This window comes from Paraburkholderia ferrariae NBRC 106233 (assembly GCF_000685035.1).
Taxonomy (GTDB): domain Bacteria; phylum Pseudomonadota; class Gammaproteobacteria; order Burkholderiales; family Burkholderiaceae; genus Paraburkholderia; species Paraburkholderia ferrariae.
In genome coordinates, this window is sequence record NZ_BAYB01000013.1 from 173144 (window position 1) to 197575 (window position 24432).

A 24432-nucleotide genomic window follows, 5' to 3' on the forward strand; every position below is an offset into this window, starting at 1 on the left:
CCGCGCGAAACGGCACGGCCGGACTGCACGCCATCCTACGTCGCCAGATACCGGAAGCGCGCGACATCACCTCCGCTTATGCAGCATTCAAGCTTGCGTTAGCCTCGCTGGCGCGAGCGCGTCCCAGCAATCGTCGATCCGCTTCGACAACGACTGCTTCTGGATGCGCTGCGTGGGCGTTTTCGGAAACTCGTCCACGAGCGCGATGAAGCGCGGCACCTGAAACTTCGCCATGTTCGCCTCGCACCACGTAACGAACGCCTCGGGCGTGAACGTGCTCGCGCCCGGACGCAGCTTGACGAACAGCTTCAAGTCTTCGTCGGCGAATTCGTTGGTCACGCCGATCAGCGCGCTTTCCTCGACATCGGGATGGCCGTTCGCGACGTTCTCGACTTCCCACGCCGAGATGTTTTCGCCGCGCCGCCGCACGCTGTCCTTCTTGCGGCCGAGAAAGTACAGATAACCCGCCGCGTCCGCGCGGCCTAGGTCCCCCGTGTAGAGCCAGCCGTTGCGCAAGGTTTCGCGCGTTTTCTCCGGGTTGCGGAAATAACCTTCGGTGATGGTGCCGGGCTCGCGCGCCTTCACGCGGATTTCGCCCACCGACCCGTGCGGCAGCGGCACGTCGTCGTCGCCTACTATCTCCACGTCGAAATAGTCCACCGCCTTGCCGATGGAACCGATCGGGCCGTCGAGATTCACCACGCTGAAGCTCGACGTTTCCGTCATGCCGTAACCTTCGCGCACGGGAATGCCAAAGCGCTGCTCAAACGCCTGCCACACTTCCACGGGCGCGCCGCCGCCCCACGCGATGCGCACCGTATGCGCGCGGTCGCGCGGTGAAGGCGGCTGCTTGAGCAGCAGTTGCAGCACGCCGCCAACGAAGTGCAGATGCGTGGCGCGATAACGCTCGACTTCGTCCCAGAAGCCCGAGGCGCTGAAGCGCGGCACGAATGCGAGCGTAATAGGCTGCATCAGCGCCATCACGAGCACTTCGCTGCCGAACACGTGATAAATCGGGTCCCAGAAGTGCAGCACGCTGCCCGGCGTGATCGAGCCGATCCACGACGAACCGAGCGCCGCCGCGCGAACCATGCGGTCGCTCATCAGCACGCCCTTGGCGGGACCGCTCGTGCCCGAGGTGTAGAGAATCGCGCGCAAGTCCGCATCGTGCGCCTCGTATGCCGGTTCGGCCGTGTCGGCGTCGTCGCGCAGTTGCGCGAATTCGCCGCCGCCCGCCGCCGTGCGCCAGATCGTGCGCAAGCCCGCCACGCGCGCGGCCGCCGGTTCCAACGCAGGCGCGAACACGTCGTCGGCCAGCGCAAACGCAGGCTCGGAATCGGTCAAAACATGTTCGAGCACCGCACCCTTCAGATGCACGTTGACCGGCACCTGCACCGCGCCGAGCTTGCACAGGGCGAAGTACGCGAGCGCGTGATCGACATGATGCGAAAGCATCACGGCCACGCGCGTTTGCGCGCGCACGCCAGCGCGCGCAAGGCCGTTGGCGAGGCGGTTCACGCGCGCGTTGAGTTCGGCGTAACTCAGCGCGATGTCGCCCGAGCGGCAGAACACGTGGCCGGGATTGACTGCCGCGCAGTCGCGCAGCAGTTTGGGGATGTTGTCATCCGCCGAGAAATGCACACTCGATTGCACAGTCGATTGCGACATCGATCGTATCCTCGTTGCGTTGGCGGGGCCGCTTACCAGAGCCACGTTTTCGTGTCGGTGAAGGTCCAGCGCTCGAAGCCGCTCGCAGCGTCGTAGTGACGGTCGAGCCGTACGCGGCCGTTGAGCGTGCGCACGCTCATGTCGAAGAACGCGAACACGGCCGCGCGCATCTGTGCGGAATGCGGATACGGGAACGGCTCGAGGGTTTCGAAGCTCAACTCGGCCACGTCGTCGCCCAGCGACCTCCACTGCGGCGCATTCTTGAACGCGCCGATGATCGTCGCGTAAGTTTGCGCGAGCGCAGCCGGGCTGTTGCCTTCCACTTCCGTGGACGCCTTCAGCGAAGGCGTGAACTGCACCGCCAGCAGTTTCATGGCCGAGGCGATCATATGGCTCGCCGTATGCATGCCAAACTGCGCCACGATCACTTCGATCGCGTGCTTCACGTAGTCGGCCGCATAGTTCGCGCTGCCTTTCATGATGCGCGCCTCGGGCCATTGCGCCGGGTCGAGCTTAGGCGCTTTCGCCGCGTCGAACTCGGGCGAATGATCGACATGCTCCACGCGAAAGCGTTCTTCGGGCCGCAAATGGTGGTCGTACTCCATGAAATAGCCTTCGTCGTACGGATGGCCTTCCGCCACGAACTTGGTCGCGACCCAACCGAGACGCGGGCAGCCCAGCAATTCGCCATTGCGCGGGTGCCACGTCGACAGAATCGTTCGCCGTACTGATGAAGGAACCGTCAACGCGGAAATGCCGGGGAACGTGCCCCACGGGGGCATATAGCGAATCCACACTTTCTTCGGTGTTTCTTCCACATATTGCAGCGTGAGTCCGCCGATCGAATTGCTGAAATAGTGATACTTCGCGGCCGTCACGGCGGGCGGATCGTTGCGAATGCCGAGCTTCTCCAGCGCCTCCACGAAGCGCTGCGACTGCTCCGCCGCCATCAGCGTGCGCCAGACGTTGTTGAGCGCCGCTTCGCCCTTCTCGCGCAGCACGATGGCCGTCACGCCCGAGACCACCGACCAGCCGAATGCGCCCGCGATATCCACGCGTTTTTTCAGCGCCGTCATGTCTTCGCTGCCGAACTGCTTTGCTTCCATACTGCCTCCTGTTTCCCTGTTCACTACGTTTGCACTGCGATTCACCGGCATCACGACATCGTCCATTCCTTGAAGCGGCGCGTGACTTCGTCGAAATTCTTCGCCCACCACGAATCGTCCATCAGCACGCTGTTTTCCGACTGCAGGTCGGGAATCCACTTGCGGCTTTCGGGGCTCATCAGCGTGAGCGCTTTCTTGCTGCCCGGCGTATTGCCGATCAATTCCATGAACGCAGCCTGGCGGTCGGGGCGCGCGGCGAAGGCGAGAAACCTCATCGCGTTGGCCTTGTTCGGCGCGTTCTTCACCACGGCGAGATATTCGAAACCGTTGACGGTCTGCTCGAACGAAAAGTCGACGGACTGCCCCGAGGCCTTCGCGGGCTTCACACGTGACGCGTAGGTGTAGCTGAAGTCGGTTTCGCCGGTTTGCAGCAGCGTGAGCGTTTGTGGCGTCTGGTCGATCCACTTCACCACGTTCGGCTTGATGCGCTCCAGCACGCGAAAGGCGCGATCCACGTCGAGCGGATACAGATGCTTCGGCGAAACCCCGTCGGCGAGCAGCGCGGCCTCGAAGGTTTCGCTCGGCCGGTTGCGGAAGGTGCGGCGGCCCGGAAACGCCTTCACGTCGAAATACTCGCGGAAATTGCGCGGATGCTTGCCCGCCGGATACTTCGCCGGGTCCCACGCAATGCCGCCCACGAACACGTACCAGGGCAGCAAATTGTTCTTGATGTCGATGACGAGATCGCCGCGATCGAACATCGCGAGATCGAGCGGCTCCCAGAAGCCCGCGTTCGCGCCCGCCACGCCCAGCGCATTGGGCGCGTCGAACACGTCCCACTGCACGTTGTTGGTCTGGATCTGCGCCTTGAGCTTGGCGAGATCGGGCGTGTCGATGATCGTGACCTGCACACCCGTTTCTTTCATGAACGGCTTGACGACCGACTCTTCCACGGCCTGCCGGTACGCGCCGCCCCAGCTCACGAGCGTCATCTGACCGCCGGCGGCATGGGCTTTTTTCGAGGTGAGAATGGCCGGAGCGGCGGCCGCCGCGATTGCAATACTGGAGACACCCGAGACGAATTGCCTGCGTCCCGTTGAAACGCCTTCCTTTCGAAGCTTTGACATAGCGGGTCTTCTCACACTGGGGTTGGAATGACATGCCCGGCGAGTCACGGCGAGTTAGCCGGTTCTGGGTGCTGCGTGGAGCGAGCCGTGACAGTCACGCTATGCAGCCAGAATTCGGTGGGCCGTATCGAGTACGAATCCTTATTTAATGAATAAGGCGTGGTGATCCTGTGGTACGCCGCCGCGACAGCGGAATTCCCGGGGTTGCGGGCGCGTGGCCGGACGCCAAAATCCGGCAAAAGCCACGAATCCGCGCCCGTCATTCGCGTCGAAACCCGCGCAAACCGCCCCGTGCGGCGCGCCAGCGCGACAGCCGCTTTTACTAATCATCTGTCCTGCTTATATTGGCCGCCCGCGGTTTATGGCGTTCCACACTTCGCTCCATACCCTTTGCTCAGGAAAGGACGCGAAACTGTGGACAAATATGATGTGGTCGTGATTGGCGCTGGCGTGATCGGCAGTTCCGTCGCATTTCAACTGGCGAAGCTCGGCGCGAAGAACGTGCTCGTGCTCGATCGCGGCACGATAGGCGCCGGAACGACGTCGCAGTCGTCGGGCATCTTGCGCACCCATTATTCCGTCAAGGAAAACGTGGAACTCGCGCTCAAGAGCTGGGACGTGTTCAACAACTTTCCGGCGTATCTCGGCGACGAAGAAGCGTCGTGCGGACTCGTGAAGTGCGGCTACATGATCGTGGCGAGCGAAGGCGACAAGCTCGAACCGCTGCGCGCCTCGCTCGAACAACAAAAAGCCCAAGGCGTGCTGCTCGAACTGCTCGACGCGAAAGCCGCGCACGAACTCTTGCCGATCGCCCGTTTCGACGACGCCGCGCTGATCGGCTACGAGCCCGAAGCCGGTTTCGCCGACGCGTATCTCGTCGCCACCAGCTTCGCGCGCGCCGCCAGGCGCGGCGGCGTGACGATCCGCGAGAACGTCTCCGTCAACAAGATCCTGTTCGAGGGCAACCGCGTGGTGGGCGTTTCGACCAGCGCGGGCGACTTCGCGGCGGGCACCGTCATCAGCACGCAGAACATCTGGACACCCGAACTCGCGGGCTGGACCGGCCGCAATCTGCCCGTCATGCCCGAGCGCCACGCCGTGCTCACGCTCGAATGCGAAGCGGCCAAGTACACGTTCTCAATGCCCGTGTTCAAGGACCTCGCCTCGCCCGGCATGCTCTATTACCGCAGCTACGGCGGCAGCCAGATGCTCGTGAGCGAAGGCATCGTGGGCGAAAAACTCGGCGCCGCAGAAACCGAACAAGGCGACATTCCCATGGACTACGTGGTGGAAGTGGGCGCGCAGGTCGCCGAGCGCTTCCCCGAATACGAAACGGCGGGCATCGCCTCGTCGTGGACCGGCGTGTACGACGTCACGCCCGACTGGAATCCGGTACTGGGTCGCCTGCCCGGCATCGAAGGCCTCGTGGTCGGCTATGGCTTCTCCGGCCACGGCTTCAAGCTCTCGCCCACCGTGGGCCGCGTGCTCGCCCAGGAAGCGCTCGGCCTGCCCACCGACGTCTCGCTCGCCCCGTATTCGATCGAACGTTTCGAAACCGGCGCGCTGCTCACGGGCAAGTACGGCCTCGGCGCAGTGTCGTAAAGGCAATGCGATGAATTCGCCTGAACCGCGCTCGCTCGCCGCGCTGCCGCCCGAAGCGTGGCGCAACGGCGGCGGCGTCACGCGCACGCTGGCCATGCACGACAGCGGTGGCAATAGCGGCGGCGCCTGGCGCATCAGCATTGCCGAAGTCGAGCGCGACGGCCCGTACTCGCGCTTTGTCGGCATGACGCGCGTGTCGTTCGTGTTGCGCGGCGCGGGCGTCGTGTTGCGCGAAGGCGCGCTCGAGGTTTCGCTCGCGCCCGAGGAAGCGGTGGAATACACGGGCAACGCCGCGTGGAACGCGCGTCTCGTGAACGGACCGGTCACGGTGCTCAACGTGATGAGCACAACACAGCGGTATCGCGTGAAGGTGCGCGCACTCACCGCGCCCGAAACCGTTGCGGCCGGCGACATCGCCCTCGTGCTCACGCTCGACGGCGTCTGCGAGATCGCCACGCACGGCGCCGCGAACACGCAGCTCGAAGCGGGCCGCTACGCCATGTTCGACACGTTGCGCGCGCCCTTGCGCGTCGCGCCGCTCGCGGCGAACGCAGCGAATGCGCGCATCGTGCTCGTCACGCTGTCGCCTGGAGCATCGGCGTCGGCATTGACATGAACGAATGGATTTGAGCGCTTTTTAGTATCCCGAGGAAACCAGCATGAAAGTGATTACCGCAGTCAAGCGCGTCGTCGATTACAACGTGAAGGTCCGCGCGAAGGCGGACGGCAGCGGCGTCGATATCGGCAACGTCAAGATGTCGATGAACCCCTTCGACGAAATCGCCACCGAAGCCGCCACGCGTCTCAAGGAAGCGGGCCACGCGAGCGAAGTCGTGGCCGTGTCGTGCGGCGTGGCGCAAAGCCAGGAAACGCTGCGCACGGCGCTCGCCATCGGCGCGGATCGCGGCATTCTGGTGGAAACCGCCGTGGAATTGCAGCCGCTCGCCGTGGCGAAGCTACTGAAGGCCGTGATCGACAAAGAGCAGCCGCAACTGGTGATTCTCGGCAAGCAGGCCATCGACGACGACGCGGGCCAGACCGGCCAGTTGCTCGCCGCCCTGCTCGACTGGCCGCAGGCGACCTTCGCGAGCGCCATCGAGATCGGCGACGGCACGGCCACCGTCACGCGCGAAGTGGACGGCGGTCTCGAAGTGATCTCGCTGCGTCTGCCCGCCATCGTCACGACCGATTTGCGCCTGAACGAACCGCGCTACGTCACGCTGCCCAACATCATGAAGGCGAAGAAAAAGCCGCTCGAAACGCTCACGCCTGAGCAGCTCGGCGTCGATCCCGCGCCGCGCCTGAAGACGCTCAAGGTGGTCGAGCCGCCCGTGCGCAAGGCCGGCGTGATCGTGCCGGACGTGGCCGCGCTGGTCGAAAAACTCAAGAACGAAGCGAAGGTGATTTGAATGACAACTCTCGTGATCGCCGAACACGGCGAAGGTCAACTGAAGCCCGCGACGCTGCACACGATCGCCGCCGCACAGCAGATCGGCAACAGCGTACACGTGCTCGTGACGGGTCATGACGCGCGCGCCGTGGCACAAGCCGCCAGCCAGGCGGCGGGCGTGGACAAGGTCGTGCTGATCGACGCGCCGCATCTCGCCGACGCGCTCGCGGAAAACGTCACCGCGCAAGTGCTCGCGCTCGCGCCCGACTACACGCATCTGCTGTTTCCGGCCACCGCATTCGGCAAGAACGTCGCGCCGCGCGTGGCCGCGAAGCTCGACGCCTCGCAGATCTCGGACGTGATCGCCATCGACGCGCCCGACACGTTCCAGCGCCCGATCTACGCGGGCAACGCCATCGCCACCGTGCAATCCGGCGACGCCGTGAAGGTCGCCACGATCCGCACGACCGCGTTCGAAGCGGCCGCGGCGCAAGGTGGCAGCGCGGCGATTGCCGAAGCGCCGGCCGTGCCCGACACGGGTCTTGCGACGTTCGTGCGCCGCGAGATCGCCGCGAGCGACCGGCCGGACCTGACCTCGGCGCGCGTGGTGGTGTCGGGCGGCCGTGGCCTTGGCAGCGCGGAAGACTTCGCGCGCCTCGATCCGCTCGCCGAAAAACTGGGCGCGGCCATTGGCGCGTCGCGCGCGGCCGTGGATTCGGGCTACGCGCCCAACGATCTGCAAGTGGGCCAGACCGGCAAGATCGTCGCGCCGGAACTGTACGTCGCGGTCGGCATTTCGGGCGCGATCCAGCATCTCGCGGGCATGAAGGATTCGAAGGTGATTGTCGCCATCAACAAGGACGCCGATGCGCCGATCTTCGGCGTGGCCGACTACGGTCTGGTCGCCGATCTGTTCGAAGCGGTGCCCGCGCTCGCGCAAGCGCTGTAATACCGACGCGGCGTGCGCGCCGCGTGGTTATCGTTTCACCGAATCCTCACGCAGTAGCAGGTTCGCCGTCTTCGTTCGCGAAGGCGGTTTTTTTCGCGCCTACGTTGCGACATGCGCCCAATAAAAAAGCGGGCCGCGCCGCTTTGTTTCGTCGATACCGCTTGCTCGTAGTGCTTAGCGTGCCAGCGCGCTCACCGCGTCGAGCGCCGCCGTCACCATGCGCCCGACCACCGGCTCGACCTTGCCCGCGACTTCCGGCAAATACGCGAACGGCGCGGTCTCGCTCATATACGTGGACTGGCACATTTCGAGCTGCACCGCGTGCACGCCCTGTTTCGGCTCGCCATAAAAACGCGTGTTGTAGCCGCCCTTGAAGCGCCCGTTGGCGATCCACGTGAACGGCTGGTCGCCGAGCGTGGCCGTGATCGCTTCGAGCACGCTGGCGTCGCAACTGAGCCCACTGTTCGTGCCGAGATTCAGGTCGGGCAGCTTGCCTTCGAACAGGCGCGGCAGCACGCTCGCGATCGAATGCGCTTCCCACAGCAGCACCGCGCCGAATTCGGCGACAAGGCGGTCGAGTTCCGAACGCAATTGCGCATGATACGGTCGCCAGTACTGTTCGAGACGGCGCGCGACTTCGGCGGCATCCACACCCGCGCCATGGCGATACAACGGCTCGCCGCGAAACGTTTCGGTCGGGCACAAACCCGTGGTCGTCTGGCCCGGATACAGGCTTTCGCCCGAAGGCGGCCGGTTCAGATCGATCACATAGCGCGACACGCGCGCGCCCAGCACCGAGGCGCCCATCTGCCGCGCGAAGCCGTAAAGACGATCGAGATGCCAGTCGGTATCCGCGACTTCGCTCGCGATGTCGGTGAGTTGCGGGCGCACGTCGTTTGGAATGGCCGTGCCAAGATGAGGGATGGAAATGAGCAACGGCACGGTGCCGCGCTGGAAATCGAAGATCGGGAAAGTCATGCGGGTCATGTTGCGATGACGTTGAGGGGAGCAGCCTGCGTGGCACCGGTCATGGTCGTCATGCGGGTCACCTGCGGCGCTGGCGCCGATACCGCCGCCAGCGCGCCGCCATGCACAGCGAGACGATCCGCGCCGAGCGCCGCGATGCTCGTGCAGCCGAGCAAACGCATGCAGATGTCGAATTCCTTGTGCAGCAACGCCAGCACGCCGCGCGCGCCGTCCTGCCCCGCGGCGGCAAGACCGTAGAGCGGCGCGCGGCCGAGCAGCACGCCTTTCGCGCCCAGCGCAACGGCCTTGGCAATATCGCTGCCGCGCCGGATACCGCCATCGACGAGAATTTCCGCGCCGCGCGGCGCGATGGCCGCCGTGTGCGCGAGAATGTCGATGGAACTCAGCGCGCCGTCCAGTTGGCGGCCGCCGTGATTCGAGAGCACGACGCCATCGGCTTCATGCTGAAAAGCGAGCGCGGCGTCGGCGGCGGTCTGGATGCCCTTGATGAAAATCTTGCCGGGCCAATGTCGACGCAGCCACGCAATGTCGCGCCAATCGAGCGAGGTGTCCATCTGCCGCCCGAGCGCGGCGGCCTGTTCGGCGATGCCAGGCCCGAGTCGCGCGCTGCGCGCGAGATTCACGAGTTGCGGCACGCCGTGCACGCCCACTTTCGCGAGCCAGCGCGGATGCGTGGCGATGTCCCACAACAAACGCGGCGTCCAGCGCAGCGGCAAGGTGAAACCCGTGCGCGCGTAGTGATCGCGCTGGCCCGTCACGGGCGTATCCACGGTCAGCAGCAGCGTGGAAAACCGCGCGGCGCGCGCACGCGCCATGATGTCCTCGGCGATACGGCGATCCTGCTGCACGTAAAGCTGCAACCAGAGATCGCCGTCGGTGGCCGCGCGCACGTCTTCGAGCAGGCTGGTGGACGCCGTGGAAAGCGCGAACGGCAAACCCGCCGCGTGCGCCGCACGCGCGAGCGCTTCCTCGGCGCCGCGGCAGTACAAGCCGTTCAAACCGGTCGGGCCGACCACGGCGGGCCACGCGGCCGCGCTACCGCCGAGCGTAGTTTGCGTGCTCACGTTCGTGACGTCGACCAGCACTTGCGGCGCAAACGCGATCGACTCGTACGCCGCGCGATTGCGCCGCATCGTGATCGACTCTTCCGCGCCGCCTTCCAGATACGACCACGCGAAGTCGGGCAAATAGCGGCGGGCCGCTTCGCGGTAATCGGCAACGTTGGAATACGCCATCGCGCGCCTACGCAGCCACGGCGGGCACCACGCGTCCCGGATTCATCGTGCCGTTCGGATCGAGCAGTTGCTTCATCTGCTGCATCAGCGCGATTTCGTTGGCGTCCTTGTACAGCGACATCTCGGGCACGTGCAGCGAGCCAATGCCGTGCTCCGCACTGAACGTGCCGCCCATGCTCGCGGCGATGTCGTAAAGACGATGGCTCAGCGCGAGTTGCGTGCCGGCCTTGTCGGTCACGCTCGCCCAGTATTCATGCGAAAACATGGCGATGTAGTGCAGATTGCCGTCGCCCATATGACCGACCACAACCTGCCTGGCCTGCGGATAATGCTCCGCGAGCGTCTGTTCCGCGGCGGCCATGAAGTCGGGAATGCGATACGTGGGCACGGCGATATCGTGCGTGAGGCCCATGCCTTCGCGGCCGTTCGCCTCGGTCACGTGATGGCGGATGTGCCACAGGTCCGCGCGCTGCTGCGCGCTCGCGGCCACGATGGCGTCGACGATCACACCCGCTCCGAACGACGGCGCGAGCGCGTCGGTCAGGCGCGCGGCAATGGCTTCGTCGTCGCCGGAAGAGGCGGCCAGTTCGACCAGCACCATCCATTCAGGCGTTTCGCTGAACGGATTGCGCGCCTTCGCGGCATGACGCAGCGAGATTTCGAATTCGCTGCGGGAGATGAGTTCGAGCCCGACGAGTTCGCCCGGAAACGCCGCCTGAAGCTTGAGGCCTTCCTGCACGGCGTCGTTCACGGTAGCCACGCCGATCATGGCCGTGGCTATCGCGCGCGGTCGCGGGTACAGCTTCAGCGCGGCTTGCGTGACCACGCCGAGCGTGCCTTCCGCGCCCACGAACAGGTTCTTCAGATCGTAGCCGCTGTTGTTCTTGCGCAGCGTACGAATGCCGTTCCAGATGCGGCCGTCGGCAAGCACGACTTCGAGGCCGAGCACGAGATCGCGCGTGTTGCCGAAGCGCAGCACGTTGGTGCCGCCCGCGTTCGTGGCGATGTTGCCGCCGATCTGGCACGAGCCTTCGGCGCCGAGCGTGAGCGGGAAAATGCGGTCGACGTCGAGCGCAGCCTGTTGCAGGTCGGCGAGGATGCAGCCCGCTTCGACCGTCATCGAATTGTTGTCGGCGTTGATCTCGACGATGCGATTCATCTTCGCGAGATTCAGCAGGATGCTGTTGCCCGAGGCGTCCGGCACCGAGCCGCCGCACACGCTCGTGTTGCCGCCTTGCGGAAATACTTTCACGCCGCGCGCGTCGCACCACGCCAGCACCTTCGACACCTGCGCCGTATCGCGCGGAAACACCACGCACGCGGCGCGGCCCGAATGGCGCTTGCGCCAGTCGATCAGATGCGGCGCCATGTCTGCGTCGCTTTCCAGCATGTTGGCGACGCCCGCGAGTTCGCGCATCGCTTCGACAATCGTCGTTTGATTCATCGCTTGATTCGCTTGATTCATGAGTCGATCACTTCCTCAACACCACGGCGTCGCGCGCCGCCCAGCGCACGGCCAGTTGCTGCCCGACGTTCGCGCGCTCCGCCGCGCGCGCCGAAATGCCCTTCACGAGCAGCGTCGCGCCGTCCGCGAGCGTCAGCTCGAAACGCGTCATGCCGCCCACGAACGAGACCTGCGCGATGGTGCCCGCGCACGTATTGTCGTCTTCCGCGCACATTTGCTCGACGATGTCGATCTTCTCGGGGCGCACCAGCACCCTCACCTTCGCGCCGATGGCGTGCCCTTCCGTGCTGCGGACCTTGAGCACGCGGTTCGCGGAAACGCGCACCACGCCATCGGCCTGCACCACGCCTTCGATCAGGTTCGACTCGCCCACGAAGTCGGCGACGAACTCGTTGACGGGCTCGAAGTACAGTTCGTCAGGCGTGCCGAGTTGCGCAATGCGGCCGCCGTTCATCAGGCACACGCGGTCGGAGAGATTGAGCGCCTCTTCCTGATCGTGCGTGACGTAAACCAGCGTGGTGCCGAGATCGCGATGCAGGCGCTTGATCTCGCCCTGCAACTGGTCGCGCAGCTTCTTGTCGAGCGCGCCGAGCGGCTCGTCCATCAGAATCACCGAAGGCGAATAAACGATGCAGCGCGCGATGCCCACGCGTTGCTGCTGGCCGCCCGACATCTCGCGTGGCTTGCGATGCTCGTAACTGGTCAGGCCAACGCGCTCCAGCGCATTGCGCACGCGCTGCTGGATCTCCGACTTCGCCACACCGCGAATGCGCAGCGGAAACGCCACGTTGTCGAACACATTCAAATGCGGCAGCAGCGCGTAGTTCTGAAACACCATGCCGAGGCCACGCTCGCGCGGCGGCACCGTGGACACGTCCTTGCCGTCGAGCACGATAGTGCCTTCGGTCGGCGCGACGGCGCCCGCGATGATGTTGAGGATCGTGCTCTTGCCCGAGCCGCTCGGTCCGAGCAGGCTCAGGAATTCGCCCTTGCGGATCGAAAAGTCCGTGGGATGCAGAGCAACCGCGCCGCCGTACTGCTTGCCCACGCCGCGAAAGACGATCATGTCCTCCGTGTTACGCTGCGTCGCCGCGACGCTCGCCGCATGACCCGCGTGCGCGGCGGCGGCCTGCGGACGGCCGTCGTTATCCAGTAGAACGTATGACATGTATTTCTCCAACCTCAATGCGACGACTCGGGCGCAGCCGGCTGAAGCCAAACCGACACGCAACAGAAAATCAGCGAAAGCAACGTAAGCAACGCGGAGACGGCCGCGATCACGGGCGAAATATCCCATTGGATGCTGCTGTACATGCGCACCGGCAGCGTGGTCGTGGCCGGGCTCGTGAGAAACCACGCGATCACGACTTCGTCGAACGACACCAGGAACGCGAACAGCGCGCCCGCGAGAATCGACGGACGAAGCTGCGGCAGCACCACCTTGAAGAACACCGTGCTGCGCTTCGCGCCCATGATCGTGGTGGCGAATTCGAGCGCGGGGTCGAGCTTCTTCACGCCGGCCATCACCGTCATCATCATGAACGGCGTGACGTAAGCGACGTGGCTCATCACGAGGCCGAGCGTGGAGCCGACCAGATGCAGGCGCGACAGATACAGATACAGGCCGAGCGACATCACGATCACGGGCACGAGAATCGGGCTCATGAGCAGGAGCAGCACGAAACGCTTGCCGGGAAACTCGTGACGCACGAGGCCGTACGCAGCGGGCACGCCCAGCAGCACCGAAACCAGCATCGTCAGACTGGCCACTTTCAGGCTTTGCAGGATCGGGCCGACCCAGCTGTCCGATGTGAACAGATGCACGTACAGCGACGTGGACCACACGCGCGGCGGGAACGTCAGCTCGCCGTCGCCGCCGAACGAAATCGGAATGACGATAAGCGTGGGCACCAGAATGAACACGTACACCAGAATGGCGATGACGTTGCGTAGCCCCGCATAACGGCGCGCGAGACCATCGACCACCACACCGCGCCGGACCGCCGGCAGACTTGCTCGCATCGACGTGCTCATGCCATCACCTTTTTCGAATCGCGCTTCTGGAAGCACTCCGCGCCGAGCGCCGCGAGCGTGACGATACCGAGCAGAATCACGCCGATGGCGGACGCCATGTTCCAGTCCATCGTTTCGCGCGTGTAGAAGTCCACGAGATTGGACATCATCGCGTCCTTGCGCCCGCCCAGCAGCGCGGGAATCACGAAGAAGCCCATCGACATGACCGTAGTGCTCAACGCGGCGGCAGCCACCCCGGGCATCGACAAAGGCAGCGTGATGCGGAAGAAAATGCGCGGCGGCTTCGCACCCATAATTTCCGAGGCGCGGTACAGCGATTTATCGATGGCGAGCAAACTGGCGAGCACCGGAAACACGATAAAGGGAATCAGATAGTTCGTCATGCCGACCATCACGCCGAAGCGGTTGAACAGCATCGGCAATTGCACCTGCGTGGCGAACAGCACCGAAAGCAGTTTGTTGACGAGCCCGTCGCGGCCGAGCAGGACCGTGAACGCGTAGCTCTTCACGAGAATGCTGGTCCAGAACGGCACCAGCACAAGCACCATGTAGAGCGCGCGCTTTTTCGGTGTCTGCTTCGCGAGATGCATGGCGATGGGGTAACCGAGCAGCAGGCTGCACAGAGAGGCGCAGATGCTGATCTGGAACGTCGACCACAAAGTGCGCAGAAAGAGTTCACTGCCGAAAAGGCGTCGATAGGCAGAAAGCGACAGGCCGTCATTCACCCAGACACTCGTGTACACCACGTACATCAGCGGTACGAACACCACGAGAAATAAAAATACCGTTGCCGGGCCGACGTACAGCAACCCATCTTTTCTGCCTTTCATCACTCCTCCCACTGCTGAAATGCCCCACTGCAAACCGCGCGGCCGCCGCTTGTGCGACGGCTTTTTTGCCTGCCTCGTTACGACAGCACCCACTCCTTGAAGCGCAGCGTGAGTTCGTCGTAGTGCTCGGCCCACCAGACGTCGTTGCTGATGAGGTTCATCTTGTTGCCAGGGTCCGAAAGCCACTTGCGCACGTCGGGCTTGACGAGCGGCAGCGCCTTCTTGCTGGCCGGCGTGTTGCCGAGATAATCCATGAGCGCGGCCTGGCGGTCGGGACGCATCGCGAACTGCACGAACTTCATCGCGCTTGCCTTGTTTGGCGCATTCTTCAGGACCACGAGATATTCGAGGCCGGTGAGCGTCTGCTTGAACGAGAAGTCGATCGGTTTGCCCGCTTCCTGCGCGGCCTTCACGCGCGTCGAATAGGTATAGCTGTAATCGACCTGGCCGGTCTCCACGAGCGAGACCGTTTGTGGCGTCTGATCGACCCATTTGCCGATATACGGCTTGATGCGGTTGAGCGAGCGGAATGCGCGTTCCACGTCGAGCGGATAGATCTTTTCCGGCGGTACGCCGTCGGCGAGCAAGGCGATTTCGAGCGTTTCGCTCGCGCGGTTGCGCAGCGTGCGCTGGCCGGGAAACTTCTTCACGTCGAAGTAATCGGCGAAGGTTTCCGGGTGCTTGCCCGCCGGATACTTGCTGTTGTCCCAGCAAATTCCTCCTGTGAAGCCGTAGAAGGGCACGGCGAATTTCGTCATCGGAGCGATCAGGTCGTGCTGGTCGAACAGCGCCGGATCGAGCGGCTCCCAATAGCCGTTCTTCGCGCCCGTCATCGCCATCGGGCCCACGGCATCGAACACGTCCCACTGCACGTTGCTGGTCATCACCTGCGCCTTGACGCGGGCGAGATCAGGCGTGTCGACGAGCGTCACGTGTACGCCGAACTCCTTTTCGAACGGTTTCGCGAGCGCTTCTTCCACACCCTGATGATAGTTGCCGCCCCAGCTCACGACCGTGAGGTTGGTCGCGGCCGCCGCCTTGCGCGACGTGACGATCATCGGTGCGGCAACGGCCCCCGTGAGTAGCGTGGCGCCCGCCGCCTGAAGAAAGCGACGGCGCGGAAGCATGATGTTGTTATCGGATGACATGAAAATCCCTCTTGGTATCGATGGTCTCGGTGCGGTTCAAACGCCTGCTGCGGTGGTGGAATACGCTGCCTCGCGCGCGACGAGCGGCGCCATGACGTCGGCGAGACGCTGGCGCAGCGCGGCCGACGCGGCCTTGAGCGGCGGCAGCACGTCGCCGAAGGGCAAGCCTTGCAGCGTGAGCGCGGCCTTGATCGGCGCGGGATTCGGCTCGGCGAAAATGGCGTCGATCAGCGGGCGCAACGTGGCGTGCAGCGCGACGGCCTGGTCGAGCTGGCCGTTCGACGCGAGCGAGAGCACGCGCGCCCATTGCTTCGGCACGAGGTTCGAGCTGGAGATGATGCCGCCCACGGCGCCCATCGCCACGTGCAGCGGCAGCACGTCTTCCTCGCCGCTCAGGATGGCGATCTTCGACGCGCAGAGTTCGGCCGCGCGCATCTGCGTGGCGAGGTCGGGGTTGCATGCCTTGATGCCGACGACGCGCGTGAGCGCGGTGAGCTTCGCGACGGTTTCGTAGTGCAGCGAGACGCCGGTGCGATACGGGATTTCGTAGAGGATGATGTCCGCGTCGACTTCGTCGGCGAAGCGGCGGTAGTAATCGACGATCCCCTCCTGCGTGGGCCGGAAATAGTACGGCGTGACGACCATGAGCGCCTTCGCGCCGGCTTTCACGAACGCCTGCGCGTTGTCGATGGCGTCGCCGAGACCCGGCGAGAGAATGCCCGGCACCACGGGCAGCGCGCCCGCCGCCGCTTCGAGCGACGTTTCCACCACGCGCATGCGCTCCGCGAACGACAACGCCGTGTATTCGCCGGTGCCGCCGAGCGGCACCACGCCATCCGCGCCGGCCTCGACGAGTTTCCCGATCTGCGCCGCGAGCGGCGCGGCGACGAAGCGGCCATCCGCGCCGAGAGGAGTGGGAACTGCCGTCAAAATGCCTGCATAGGGGTGCAACTTGCTCATCGGTACGCTCTTCGAGATTGGGCCGGTCAACGTCGCCGGGAATTTGAATGAGACTCCATGGCTTGAACGATAAGGAGGCAAAAAAACCGGGCCTGCACCATCAGTGCCAGTTACCCTCTTTATAAGGCCGGGTTATTCAATGAAGATTGGAGCAGGCGGGATGAGGCTCCCCGGCCCTGCGCGGCCGCTTGATCGGCGCAAACGGCCGGGCGTTGAGGGTTTCCCCTGACATGATTTTTGCTGTTTTTCAGGGCGTCCGCTCACGGCGGGGATTGTCGCCTTACAAAAAGACGATGGGAACACCTGTTAGGCCGCCCTCGAGAGAGATAGCTTCTCAAATTCGGGAAATAGGTTAAGCGGTTTGGTCGGGGCCCGTGCCAGAGAGGTGGCCGCGCAAATGGAAGCGGCAGTTGCAGGAGCGTGCGGCAGACGTGTTTGGTGCGACCGGTGCGCCATCGAGCGAGCCGCCAGTGGACGTAAAAAACGCTGCACGCGAAGATCGGACAGTTGACGCTGGAGAACGATTTTTTTGTCAGGAGCGCTCGGCAAAGCCGGACTGCTGAGCGCAAAGCGATGATTGACCGTACGCATGCGCTGCCGGTTTCGCGACAGACGCGACTGGTTGGCATCGCGAGGCCAAGCGCGTATTACCGGGCGCAACCAGTCAGCGAAGTCGATCAGTTGCTGATGCGGCGAGTCGACGAACTGCACACGGAGTTTCCATTTACCGGGGCACGGATGCTGGCGCGCCTGCTGCGCCGGCAGGGCCATGGGGTGGGTCGCCGTCGCGTACGCACGCTGATGAAGCGCATGGGTATCGAGGCGCCGTACTGCAAGCCGAACACGAGCCGGCGCAATGCACAGCACAAGATCTGGCCGTACCTGCTGCGCTGCATGAAGATCGACCACGCCAATCAGGTGTTCGCACTCGACACGACGTACGTTCCGATGGCGCGCGGCTTCGTGTACCTGACGGCGGTGGTGGACTGGACGAGCCGCAAGATTCTCGCGCACCGGGTCGCCATCACGCTGGAAGCCACGCACGCCGTCGAGGCACTGGAAGAGGCGTTCGTCCGCTACGGACTGCCGGACATCGTGAACACCGATCAGGGTAGCCAGTTCACGGCGGGCACGTTCACTGAGGCCGTGCTCAGCCGGGGCGTGCAGTTGTCGATGGACGGCAAGGGCGCCTGGCGCAACAACGTGTTTGTCGAACGCATGTGGCGCAGCATCAAGTACGAAGAGATTTACCTGCGAGCCTACGATTCGGTCAGCCATGCCCGGCGCTCCATCGGCGACTACATCGAGCTTTACAACCGGAAACGGCCCCGTTCGAGCCTGGCGGACCAGACGCCGGATGAGGGATGCCCGCGCTACGCCATCTGGCTGATCGTATTGCGAAAGCGCCGCAGCGACAGCAGGAAGAGCACGGCGCCGATCACCACGAGCACGAGGAAGGGCCTCCATACGACGTCGAGGCCGGCGCCGCGGTAGAGGATGGCCTGCCCGAGCTCGACGAAGTGCGTGGTCGGTGCAGCGAGCATGATGTCCTGCACGGGCTTCGGCATGCTCTCGCGCGGTGTGATGCTGCCCGACAGCATCTCCAGCGGCAGCAGGACGAGCACCATCAGCATGCCGAACTGCGGCATGCTGCGGGCGATCGTCGCGAGAAATATCCCCATCGACGTCGTGGCAAAGAGGTGCAACGCGGCGCCGACGAGGAACAGCATCACCGATCCTTCGATCGGCACGTGCAGCGCGCCGCGCACCACGAACGTCAGCGAAAACGCGGCCGCCACGAGGACCACCAGTCCCATCGACCACACCTTGGCCAGCATGATTTCCGCAGGCGTGACCGGCATCACGAGCAGATGCTCGATCGTGCCGTGTTCGCGTTCGCGGATCAGCGCCGCACCGGTCAGAATGATCGACAGCATGGTTACGTTGTTGATGATCTCCATGAGCGCGCCGAACCACGACTGTTCGAGGTTCGGGTTGAAACGCATGTGCGTTTCGAGGTCGACCGGCGGCGCGCTGACGCTCCGGTAACGACGCACGAAGTCGCTGATTTCGCCGCTTACGATCTGCTGGACATAGCCACTGCCCGTGAACGCCTGGCTCATGCGGGTGGCGTCGACACTGAGCTGGATTTTGGCGTGCCGTCCGGCCAGCACGTCGCGCTGGAAGTTCGGCGGAATGCTGAGCGAAAACGTGTACTCGCCGGAGTCGAGCCCGTGATCGACCTGTGCAGCGCTGATCAGCACCGGCGTGCCGAACTGCGGCGGGAAAAACGCCGAGATGATGCGCGCCGACAACGGCGAGCCGTCCTCGTCGACGAATGCGATGGGCGCCATGTGCAGCGTGTCGGGCTGTGCCGTGGCGGCCGAATAGATCGAGGCAGTGAACGTGAAGGCGATCAGCACGAGCATGATCGGGTCGCGCAACAGGCTCCAGAGTTCTTTGACGCCAAGCCGGTAGACATTCGCAAATGATCGCATCGTCACCGCTCCTGCTTGCGAAGCAGCATGAGGGTCGTGCCGAGGATCACGGGCACGGCGGCGAGGAGCGGCCAGAACTGGGCACGCAGATCGGCGAAGCCGAGCGCCTTGTTGAACACGCCGCGGCTGATTGTCACCATGTAGGTGGCCGGATAGATCTCGCCGATGAGCCGCCCGCTGCCGCTCATCGAGGAGAGCGGATTGATGAGTCCGGCAAACTGCACCGCCGGAATCATGGTGCCGATCATCGTGAAGAACATCGCCGCGATCTGGCTGCGCGTGAAGGTGGACGCCAGCAAGCCGATGCCGGTCGCGACGACGCTGTAGACCAGCACCGCCGCCAGCAGCGTGAGGAAGCTCCCCTTCACCGGCACGCCGAACGCGATGCCGGCGAGCAGCGTCATCAGCAGAAAGTTGAGCACCGCCAGCAGGATGTACGGAACCTGCTTGCCGATCAGGAATTCGATCCGCGTCACAGGTGTGACGTACAGGTTGATGATGGAGCCGAGTTCGCGCTCGCGCACCACCGCAAGCGCGGTCAGCATTGCCGGCAACATCAGCAGCAGCAGCGGGATGATGGCCGGCACCATCGCAGGCAGGCTCTTCACGTCCGGGTTGTAGCGAAAGCGCGTCTCGATGTCGACCTGTGCCGCCGGCGCGGCGCCGAGCCGGTGCAGGCTCTGGTCCACCAGCCATGCGGCGTGCATGCCCTGGACGTAGCCGCGTATCGTTTCGGCGCGCTGCGGCATGGCGCCGTCGATCCACACGCCGATCTGGACGGGACTGCCGCGTTCGACGTCGCGCGCGAAGTCGGGCGGAATCTCGATCGCGAGCGACAGGTCGCCACTGCGCATGCGCCGGTCCATGTCGGCGTAGTCGGCCAGCGGGGCCTGCTGCACGAAATAGCGGGAACCCGCGATGTTGAGCGCGTAGTCGCGACTCAGTCCGGTCTGGTCGCGGTCGAGCACGGCGAAGCTGAGATTCTCCACGTCGAGGCTCACGCCAAAGCCCATCACGCACATCAGCACCAGCGAGCCCAGCAGCGCGAGCGCAGCCCGCACGGGGTCGCGGCGCAGCTCCAGCGCCTCGCGCCACATGTAGCTGAGCACGCGACGCGGGCTGAAGCGGCGATGTGCACGAGCGCCCGGGGCTTGCGGCAGTGCGCCCGCCGTGGGCGCCGGGGCGGCCTCCGCAGCGGTGCCGCCCTCGACCGTCTCGCCGCCGGCTTCGGTCAGATAGCCGATGAAAGCCGCTTCGAGCGTCGCGGTGCCACGCACGCGAATCAGCGCGGCAGGTGCGTCGCTCGCGAGCACGCGGCCCGCATGCATCAGCGAAATCCGGTCGCAGCGCTCGGCCTCGTTCATGAAGTGCGTGGAGATGAAGATCGTTACGTGGTCGCGGCGCGCCAGATCGAGCATCAACTGCCAGAAGGTGTCGCGCGCAACGGGGTCCACACCGGACGTGGGCTCATCGAGGATCAGCAGCTCGGGCCGATGCACCATGGCGACCGCCAGCGAGAGCCGCTGCCGGATGCCGGGAGGCAGGCTTTCGGGCAGCGCGTCCAGCGAGTCGGCGAGGCCGAAGCGGTTCACCATCTCGCTCACCCGCGCCGAGATGTCGTGCTCGCTCACATGGAAAAGCCGCGCGTGCAGCACGAGGTTCTGGCGCACGGTCAGCTCCCCGTACAGCGAGAACGCCTGCGACATGTAGCCGACCCGGCGGCGCGTCTGCATGTCGCGCGGATCGACGGGATGGCCGAATAGCGTGGCCGTTCCCTCGCTGGCCGGCAGCAAGCCCGTGAGCATCTTCATCGTGGTCGACTTGCCGCAGCCGTTCGAGCCGAGGAAGCCGAAAATCTCGCCGCGGCGGATGCGGAAACTCACGTGATCGACGGCGACGAAATCGCCGAAGCGCATCGTCAGGTCATGCGCCTCGATCGCGATGTCGGTGTGCGCGCCGTCCTGAAGCGGCGTGATGCGAACGGGCTCGTGGCCGCGCCGCCGGTCTTCGGGCAGCAGCGCGATGAAGGCGGCCTCCAGCGTATCGCAGGCCGTGCGCGCGAGCAGTTCGACCGGCGTGCCCGTGGCGAGCACGCGGCCCGCGTCCATTGCGACGAGCCAGTCGAACCGCTGCGCTTCGTCCATGTACGCGGTCGCGACGATCACGCTCATGCCCGGCCGACCCTCGCGGATATGCGCGATCAGGCTCCAGAACTGCGCGCGAGCGAGCGGATCGACGCCCGTGGTCGGCTCGTCGAGGATCAGCAGGTCCGGATCGTGGATCAGCGCGCAGCACAGGCCGAGCTTCTGCTTCATGCCGCCCGAGAGCTTGCCGGCGGCGCGCGCGAGGAACGGGTACAGGCCCGTGCTGCGCGTCAGGTCGTCGATGCGGCGGCGGCGCTCGCGGGCGTCGTGGCCGAAAAGCCGCGCGAAGAACTGCAGGTTTTCCTCGACCGAGAGCGTTGGATACAGGTTTCGGCCGAGCCCCTGCGGCATATAGGCGATGCGCGGACAGACCGCGTCGCGGTGGCGTGCCGACGCCATGTCGCCGCCGAGCACGCCGACTTCGCCCTGCTGGATCGCCCGCGCGCCTGCGGCGAGCGCGAGCAGGCTCGACTTGCCTACGCCGTCCGGCCCGATCAGGCCGGCCATGCAACCGGCGGGAATGTCGAGGGTGACGTCGTCGAGTGCGCTGACCCTGCCGTAGCGCAGGCTCACGCCTCGCAGACGGACGACGGCCCGCTCGGGAGGCGTCGGGTTCACTGCGGCACCCTGATCGCCAGACTGGCGGGCCAGCTGGCCGCAGCGTCGATCCTGACCCACGCCACGCCGGGCAACCCGGTCTTGACCAGTTTCAGATGTTGCAGCAGCAGTTCGCGGCTGATGCGGGCCTTGATGCGGAACATCAGCTTCTGCCGTTCGCTCGCGGTTTCCACGGTCTTCGGCGTGAACTGTGCCGTGCTGGCGACGAATGAGACCGTGGCAGGAATCACGTAGTCGGGTGCGGCATCGAGTACGATGCGAACCTCGGCGCCGAGCGCCACCTTGCCAGCGGCCGTCTCGGGCAGGAAGAACGTCATATAGACGTCCGAAAGATCCACCATGTTGAGGACCTTGCCCCCCGCAGGCAGCACTTCGCCCGGCTGGGCCACGCGGTACTGGACCCGTCCGTCGCGCGGCGCGACGAGCTGGCTGTCCGTGATGTCGGCATTAACCCGCGCGATGGTCGCCCCGGCGGCGGCCACCATCGAGCGCGCGGCGACGAGCTGCGCGCGGGTCGCGGTGATCGCCGCGTCGGCCGCAGCGACCTGGGCTTTCGCAGCGCTCACGGTGGCCTGTGCGCTGCGCTCGCGCGCGCGATCGTCGTCGAGCTCCTGCATCGACGACGCGCCTTCGCGCGACAACGTCTCCGAGCGTGCCAGCTTGCGCTGCGCGGCATCCAGTTCCGCTTCGCGCTGCGCGACGAGCGCCGCCGCCGCCACTTTGTCGCTTTCGCGCTGCGCGACTTGGGCCTCGATGCTCGCCGCGTTGTTGATCGTCTGCTGGTGCTGGGCCTGCGCCTCGTCGAGCTGCGCCTCCAGCACCTGCACCTCCATCTTCGCGAGCGGCTGCCCGGCCTTCACGAAGTCGCCCTCGTCGACATAGATGCTGTCCACGCGGCCCGCGAGCTTCGTCGCGACGTCGATCTCGGTGGCCTCGATGCGGCCGTTGCCGCTCGCGAAACCGGCGCCCGGACCGGTGTCCCGCAGATGCATCCATGCGTAGTAGCCGGTCGCCACGGCAACCAGCAGCAGCGCGGCAGCGGGTAACAGCTTCTTCATCGGGACATTCATTGCGACGGATCCTGTGTCGGAGGTTGTGCGGATAAGGACGGCGCCGGCTCCCCGCTGGCCGGCGGCAGCGCACCGCCACCGAGCGCCGCGTACAGCGCGACGCGGCTCGACAGCAACGCGGCGCGGGTCTGCACGAGCTGCTGCTGCGCGGCGAGCAGATCGCGCTGCGCATCGAGCACTTCGAGAAACGGCGTTGCGCCGTTGTCGTAGCGCAGCCTGGCGAGCCTCGCCCGCTCCGACTGCGATGCGAGCGTCTCGCGCGCGATGCGCACCTGGGCCGTCAGCCATTCGCGGGCCGACAGCGCATCGGATACGTCGCGAAACGCGGACTGGATGGCCTTTTCGTACTGCGCCACAGCCTCGGCGCGCTGCGCCTGCGCCACTTTCAGATTGGACAGGTTGCGGCCTGCATCGAAAACCGGCAGCGAGATATCCGGCAGGAATAGCCACGTACCCGAGCCCGATGCGAACAGGTTGTGCAACGCCGTGCTGCTCGTGCCAAACGAGCTGGTCAGCGAGATGCGCGGAAAAAATGCCGCGCGCGCCGCGCCGATGTTCGCATTGGCCGCACGCAACCGATGCTCGGCGGCGGCGATATCGGGACGGTTTTCAAGCAGCGCCGATGGCAGACCGGCGCCCAGATCGTTGCGCACGCTGGCGTCGTCGAGCGCCTGCGGAGCGGGCGGAAGCGCAGGCGGTGCGCCGACCAGCAGTTCGAGCACATGGGCTTCTGCGGCACGTGATTGTTCGAGTTGCGTATCGAGCGCTTGTGCCTGCTGCAGCAGTATCTCCGACTGCTCCAGATCGAGCCGCGAGATCGCCCCGACCTCGAAGCGCCGGCGGAAAATACGCAGCGACTCCGCGCGGCTCGCAATTGTTTCGCGGGTCAGCGCGATACGTTCGTCATACTGGCACAGGCTCACGTAGCTGTTTGCAACCTGTCCGATCAGGCTCACGGTGGCAGCGCGACGGGATGCGTCGCTCGCAAGGAAATCCTCCAGCGCAGCCGCCTTGAGGTTGTGCACGCGGCCCCAGAAATCGAGTTCCCAGTTGCTTTGGACGAGATCGAGGTCGTAGAGGCCGATGGTCGTTGGCTCTTCCAGCAGAAAGCCACCCGGCGCGCGCAGACGTGCGTACGCAGCGCCTGCGGAAACCGAAGGGAACTGGTCGGCACGCCGAACGCCATAGGTAGCTCGCGCCTGCTCGACCCGTTGCACGGCAATGCGCAGGTCGCGGTTCTGCTGTAGCGCCTGCACGATCAACGCCTGGAGTTGCGGGTCGGGAAAGTAGTCACGCCAGGACGTGCGGGACGCGGCCCCGGTGCCACTATCGGGCGCATCGCCCGGCCATGCGTCTGGAACCGGCATCGAGGGGCGTTCGTAATGCGGTGCGAGCGACATGCAACCGGCCAGCCCCCCTACGCCGAGGGCCACTGCCAGAGTACCCAGTGCGAGCTTCCGGCATCTGTTTTGCATTCCTGGAGGAATTCGGTTAGCAGAAGTCTGATCGCGCATTGCTTCGCCAGCATGTCCAATGAAGGGGATCACCGGCCGGCGAACAGCATGACCTGGTCCGATGTATTGAAGTACTCAGGCCAGACT

General features: G+C 64.9%; 19 protein-coding genes and 1 pseudogene. 5 read left to right on the plus strand and 15 right to left on the minus strand.

Annotation, left to right across the window (positions count from 1 at the left end; genetic code table 11):
• Nucleotides 1-87 precede the first annotated feature (87 nt).
• The 3 genes from BFE01S_RS16015 to BFE01S_RS16025 are packed head-to-tail and all read right to left on the minus strand — an operon-like array spanning nucleotide 88 to nucleotide 3901.
• Complete coding sequence (locus tag BFE01S_RS16015) at nucleotides 88-1668, minus strand: AMP-binding protein (protein WP_042337752.1); 1581 nt, start codon at nucleotides 1666-1668, stop codon at nucleotides 88-90.
• Between the two features lie 32 nt (nucleotides 1669-1700).
• Nucleotides 1701-2774 (minus strand): hypothetical protein, encoded by a 1074-nt coding sequence (locus tag BFE01S_RS45045; protein ID WP_052420900.1) that lies wholly within the window; start codon nucleotides 2772-2774, stop codon nucleotides 1701-1703.
• A 50-nt stretch (nucleotides 2775-2824) separates the two neighbouring features.
• Nucleotides 2825-3901, minus strand: coding sequence for an ABC transporter substrate-binding protein (locus BFE01S_RS16025; protein WP_028226396.1), 1077 nt, complete (start codon nucleotides 3899-3901; stop codon nucleotides 2825-2827).
• 414 nt (nucleotides 3902-4315) lie between these two features.
• Between BFE01S_RS16025 and BFE01S_RS16030 the strand changes: the two genes are divergently transcribed.
• From BFE01S_RS16030 to BFE01S_RS16045, 4 genes are read left to right on the plus strand one after another with little or no spacing between them, the layout of a single operon-like run.
• Nucleotides 4316-5503 (plus strand): NAD(P)/FAD-dependent oxidoreductase, encoded by a 1188-nt coding sequence (locus BFE01S_RS16030; RefSeq protein ID WP_028226397.1) that lies wholly within the window; start codon nucleotides 4316-4318, stop codon nucleotides 5501-5503.
• A 10-nt stretch (nucleotides 5504-5513) separates the two neighbouring features.
• A complete protein-coding gene (locus BFE01S_RS38835; protein WP_052420901.1) occupies nucleotides 5514-6119 on the plus strand; it encodes a HutD/Ves family protein in 606 nt (201 codons plus the stop codon).
• A gap of 43 nt (nucleotides 6120-6162) precedes the next feature.
• The gene (locus BFE01S_RS16040; RefSeq protein WP_028226398.1) at nucleotides 6163-6912 is read left to right on the plus strand and encodes an electron transfer flavoprotein subunit beta/FixA family protein; all 750 of its coding nucleotides are present in this window, start codon (nucleotides 6163-6165) and stop codon (nucleotides 6910-6912) included.
• The gene (locus BFE01S_RS16045; protein WP_028226399.1) at nucleotides 6913-7842 is read left to right on the plus strand and encodes an electron transfer flavoprotein subunit alpha/FixB family protein; all 930 of its coding nucleotides are present in this window, start codon (nucleotides 6913-6915) and stop codon (nucleotides 7840-7842) included.
• A gap of 174 nt (nucleotides 7843-8016) precedes the next feature.
• Here BFE01S_RS16045 and hutG read toward each other — a convergent pair whose 3' ends face one another.
• The 8 genes from hutG to dapA all read right to left on the minus strand — a co-directional run bounded on the left by hutG (nucleotide 8017) and on the right by dapA (nucleotide 16501).
• Nucleotides 8017-8820: an N-formylglutamate deformylase gene (hutG, locus tag BFE01S_RS16050; RefSeq protein ID WP_028226400.1), complete on the minus strand. Its 804-nt coding sequence runs from the start codon at nucleotides 8818-8820 to the stop codon at nucleotides 8017-8019.
• A 5-nt stretch (nucleotides 8821-8825) separates the two neighbouring features.
• Nucleotides 8826-10064, minus strand: coding sequence for an alpha-hydroxy acid oxidase (locus tag BFE01S_RS38840; protein ID WP_084169937.1), 1239 nt, complete (start codon nucleotides 10062-10064; stop codon nucleotides 8826-8828).
• A gap of 7 nt (nucleotides 10065-10071) precedes the next feature.
• Nucleotides 10072-11508, minus strand: a complete 1437-nt coding sequence (locus BFE01S_RS16060) for an FAD-binding oxidoreductase (RefSeq protein ID WP_028226401.1) — start codon at nucleotides 11506-11508, stop codon at nucleotides 10072-10074.
• A gap of 28 nt (nucleotides 11509-11536) precedes the next feature.
• The gene (locus BFE01S_RS16065; RefSeq protein WP_084169939.1) at nucleotides 11537-12697 is read right to left on the minus strand and encodes an ABC transporter ATP-binding protein; all 1161 of its coding nucleotides are present in this window, start codon (nucleotides 12695-12697) and stop codon (nucleotides 11537-11539) included.
• 14 nt (nucleotides 12698-12711) lie between these two features.
• A complete protein-coding gene (locus BFE01S_RS38845) occupies nucleotides 12712-13563 on the minus strand; it encodes an ABC transporter permease (RefSeq protein WP_042337754.1) in 852 nt (283 codons plus the stop codon).
• Complete coding sequence (locus BFE01S_RS16075) at nucleotides 13560-14393, minus strand: ABC transporter permease (protein ID WP_028226402.1); 834 nt, start codon at nucleotides 14391-14393, stop codon at nucleotides 13560-13562. Before BFE01S_RS16075 ends, BFE01S_RS38845 begins: the two co-directional genes overlap by 4 nt.
• Before the next feature lie 77 nt (nucleotides 14394-14470).
• Nucleotides 14471-15541, minus strand: coding sequence for an ABC transporter substrate-binding protein (locus BFE01S_RS16080; RefSeq protein ID WP_028226403.1), 1071 nt, complete (start codon nucleotides 15539-15541; stop codon nucleotides 14471-14473).
• A gap of 36 nt (nucleotides 15542-15577) precedes the next feature.
• Complete coding sequence (dapA, locus tag BFE01S_RS16085) at nucleotides 15578-16501, minus strand: 4-hydroxy-tetrahydrodipicolinate synthase (protein WP_028226404.1); 924 nt, start codon at nucleotides 16499-16501, stop codon at nucleotides 15578-15580.
• 395 nt (nucleotides 16502-16896) lie between these two features.
• On the opposite strand from dapA, the pseudogene BFE01S_RS45840 reads away from it, so the two are divergent.
• A pseudogene (locus tag BFE01S_RS45840) lies at nucleotides 16897-17863 on the plus strand (IS3 family transposase); the annotation flags it as partial.
• Between the two features lie 11 nt (nucleotides 17864-17874).
• Here BFE01S_RS45840 and BFE01S_RS16095 read toward each other — a convergent pair.
• The 4 genes from BFE01S_RS16095 to BFE01S_RS16110 are packed head-to-tail and all read right to left on the minus strand — an operon-like array spanning nucleotide 17875 to nucleotide 24306.
• Nucleotides 17875-18999 carry an ABC transporter permease gene (locus BFE01S_RS16095; RefSeq protein ID WP_028226405.1) on the minus strand — a complete coding sequence of 375 codons (1125 nt, stop codon included), beginning with the start codon at nucleotides 18997-18999 and terminating at the stop codon, nucleotides 17875-17877.
• Nucleotides 19000-19001: 2 nt separating this feature from the next.
• The gene (gene rbbA / locus BFE01S_RS16100; RefSeq protein WP_028226406.1) at nucleotides 19002-21761 is read right to left on the minus strand and encodes a ribosome-associated ATPase/putative transporter RbbA; all 2760 of its coding nucleotides are present in this window, start codon (nucleotides 21759-21761) and stop codon (nucleotides 19002-19004) included.
• Nucleotides 21758-22831 carry an HlyD family secretion protein gene (locus tag BFE01S_RS16105; RefSeq protein ID WP_028226407.1) on the minus strand — a complete coding sequence of 358 codons (1074 nt, stop codon included), beginning with the start codon at nucleotides 22829-22831 and terminating at the stop codon, nucleotides 21758-21760. The genes rbbA and BFE01S_RS16105 overlap by 4 nt, the downstream gene beginning before the upstream one ends.
• Nucleotides 22828-24306, minus strand: coding sequence for an efflux transporter outer membrane subunit (locus BFE01S_RS16110; RefSeq protein WP_042337755.1), 1479 nt, complete (start codon nucleotides 24304-24306; stop codon nucleotides 22828-22830). Before BFE01S_RS16110 ends, BFE01S_RS16105 begins: the two co-directional genes overlap by 4 nt.
• Between the last annotated feature and the right edge of the window lie 126 nt (nucleotides 24307-24432).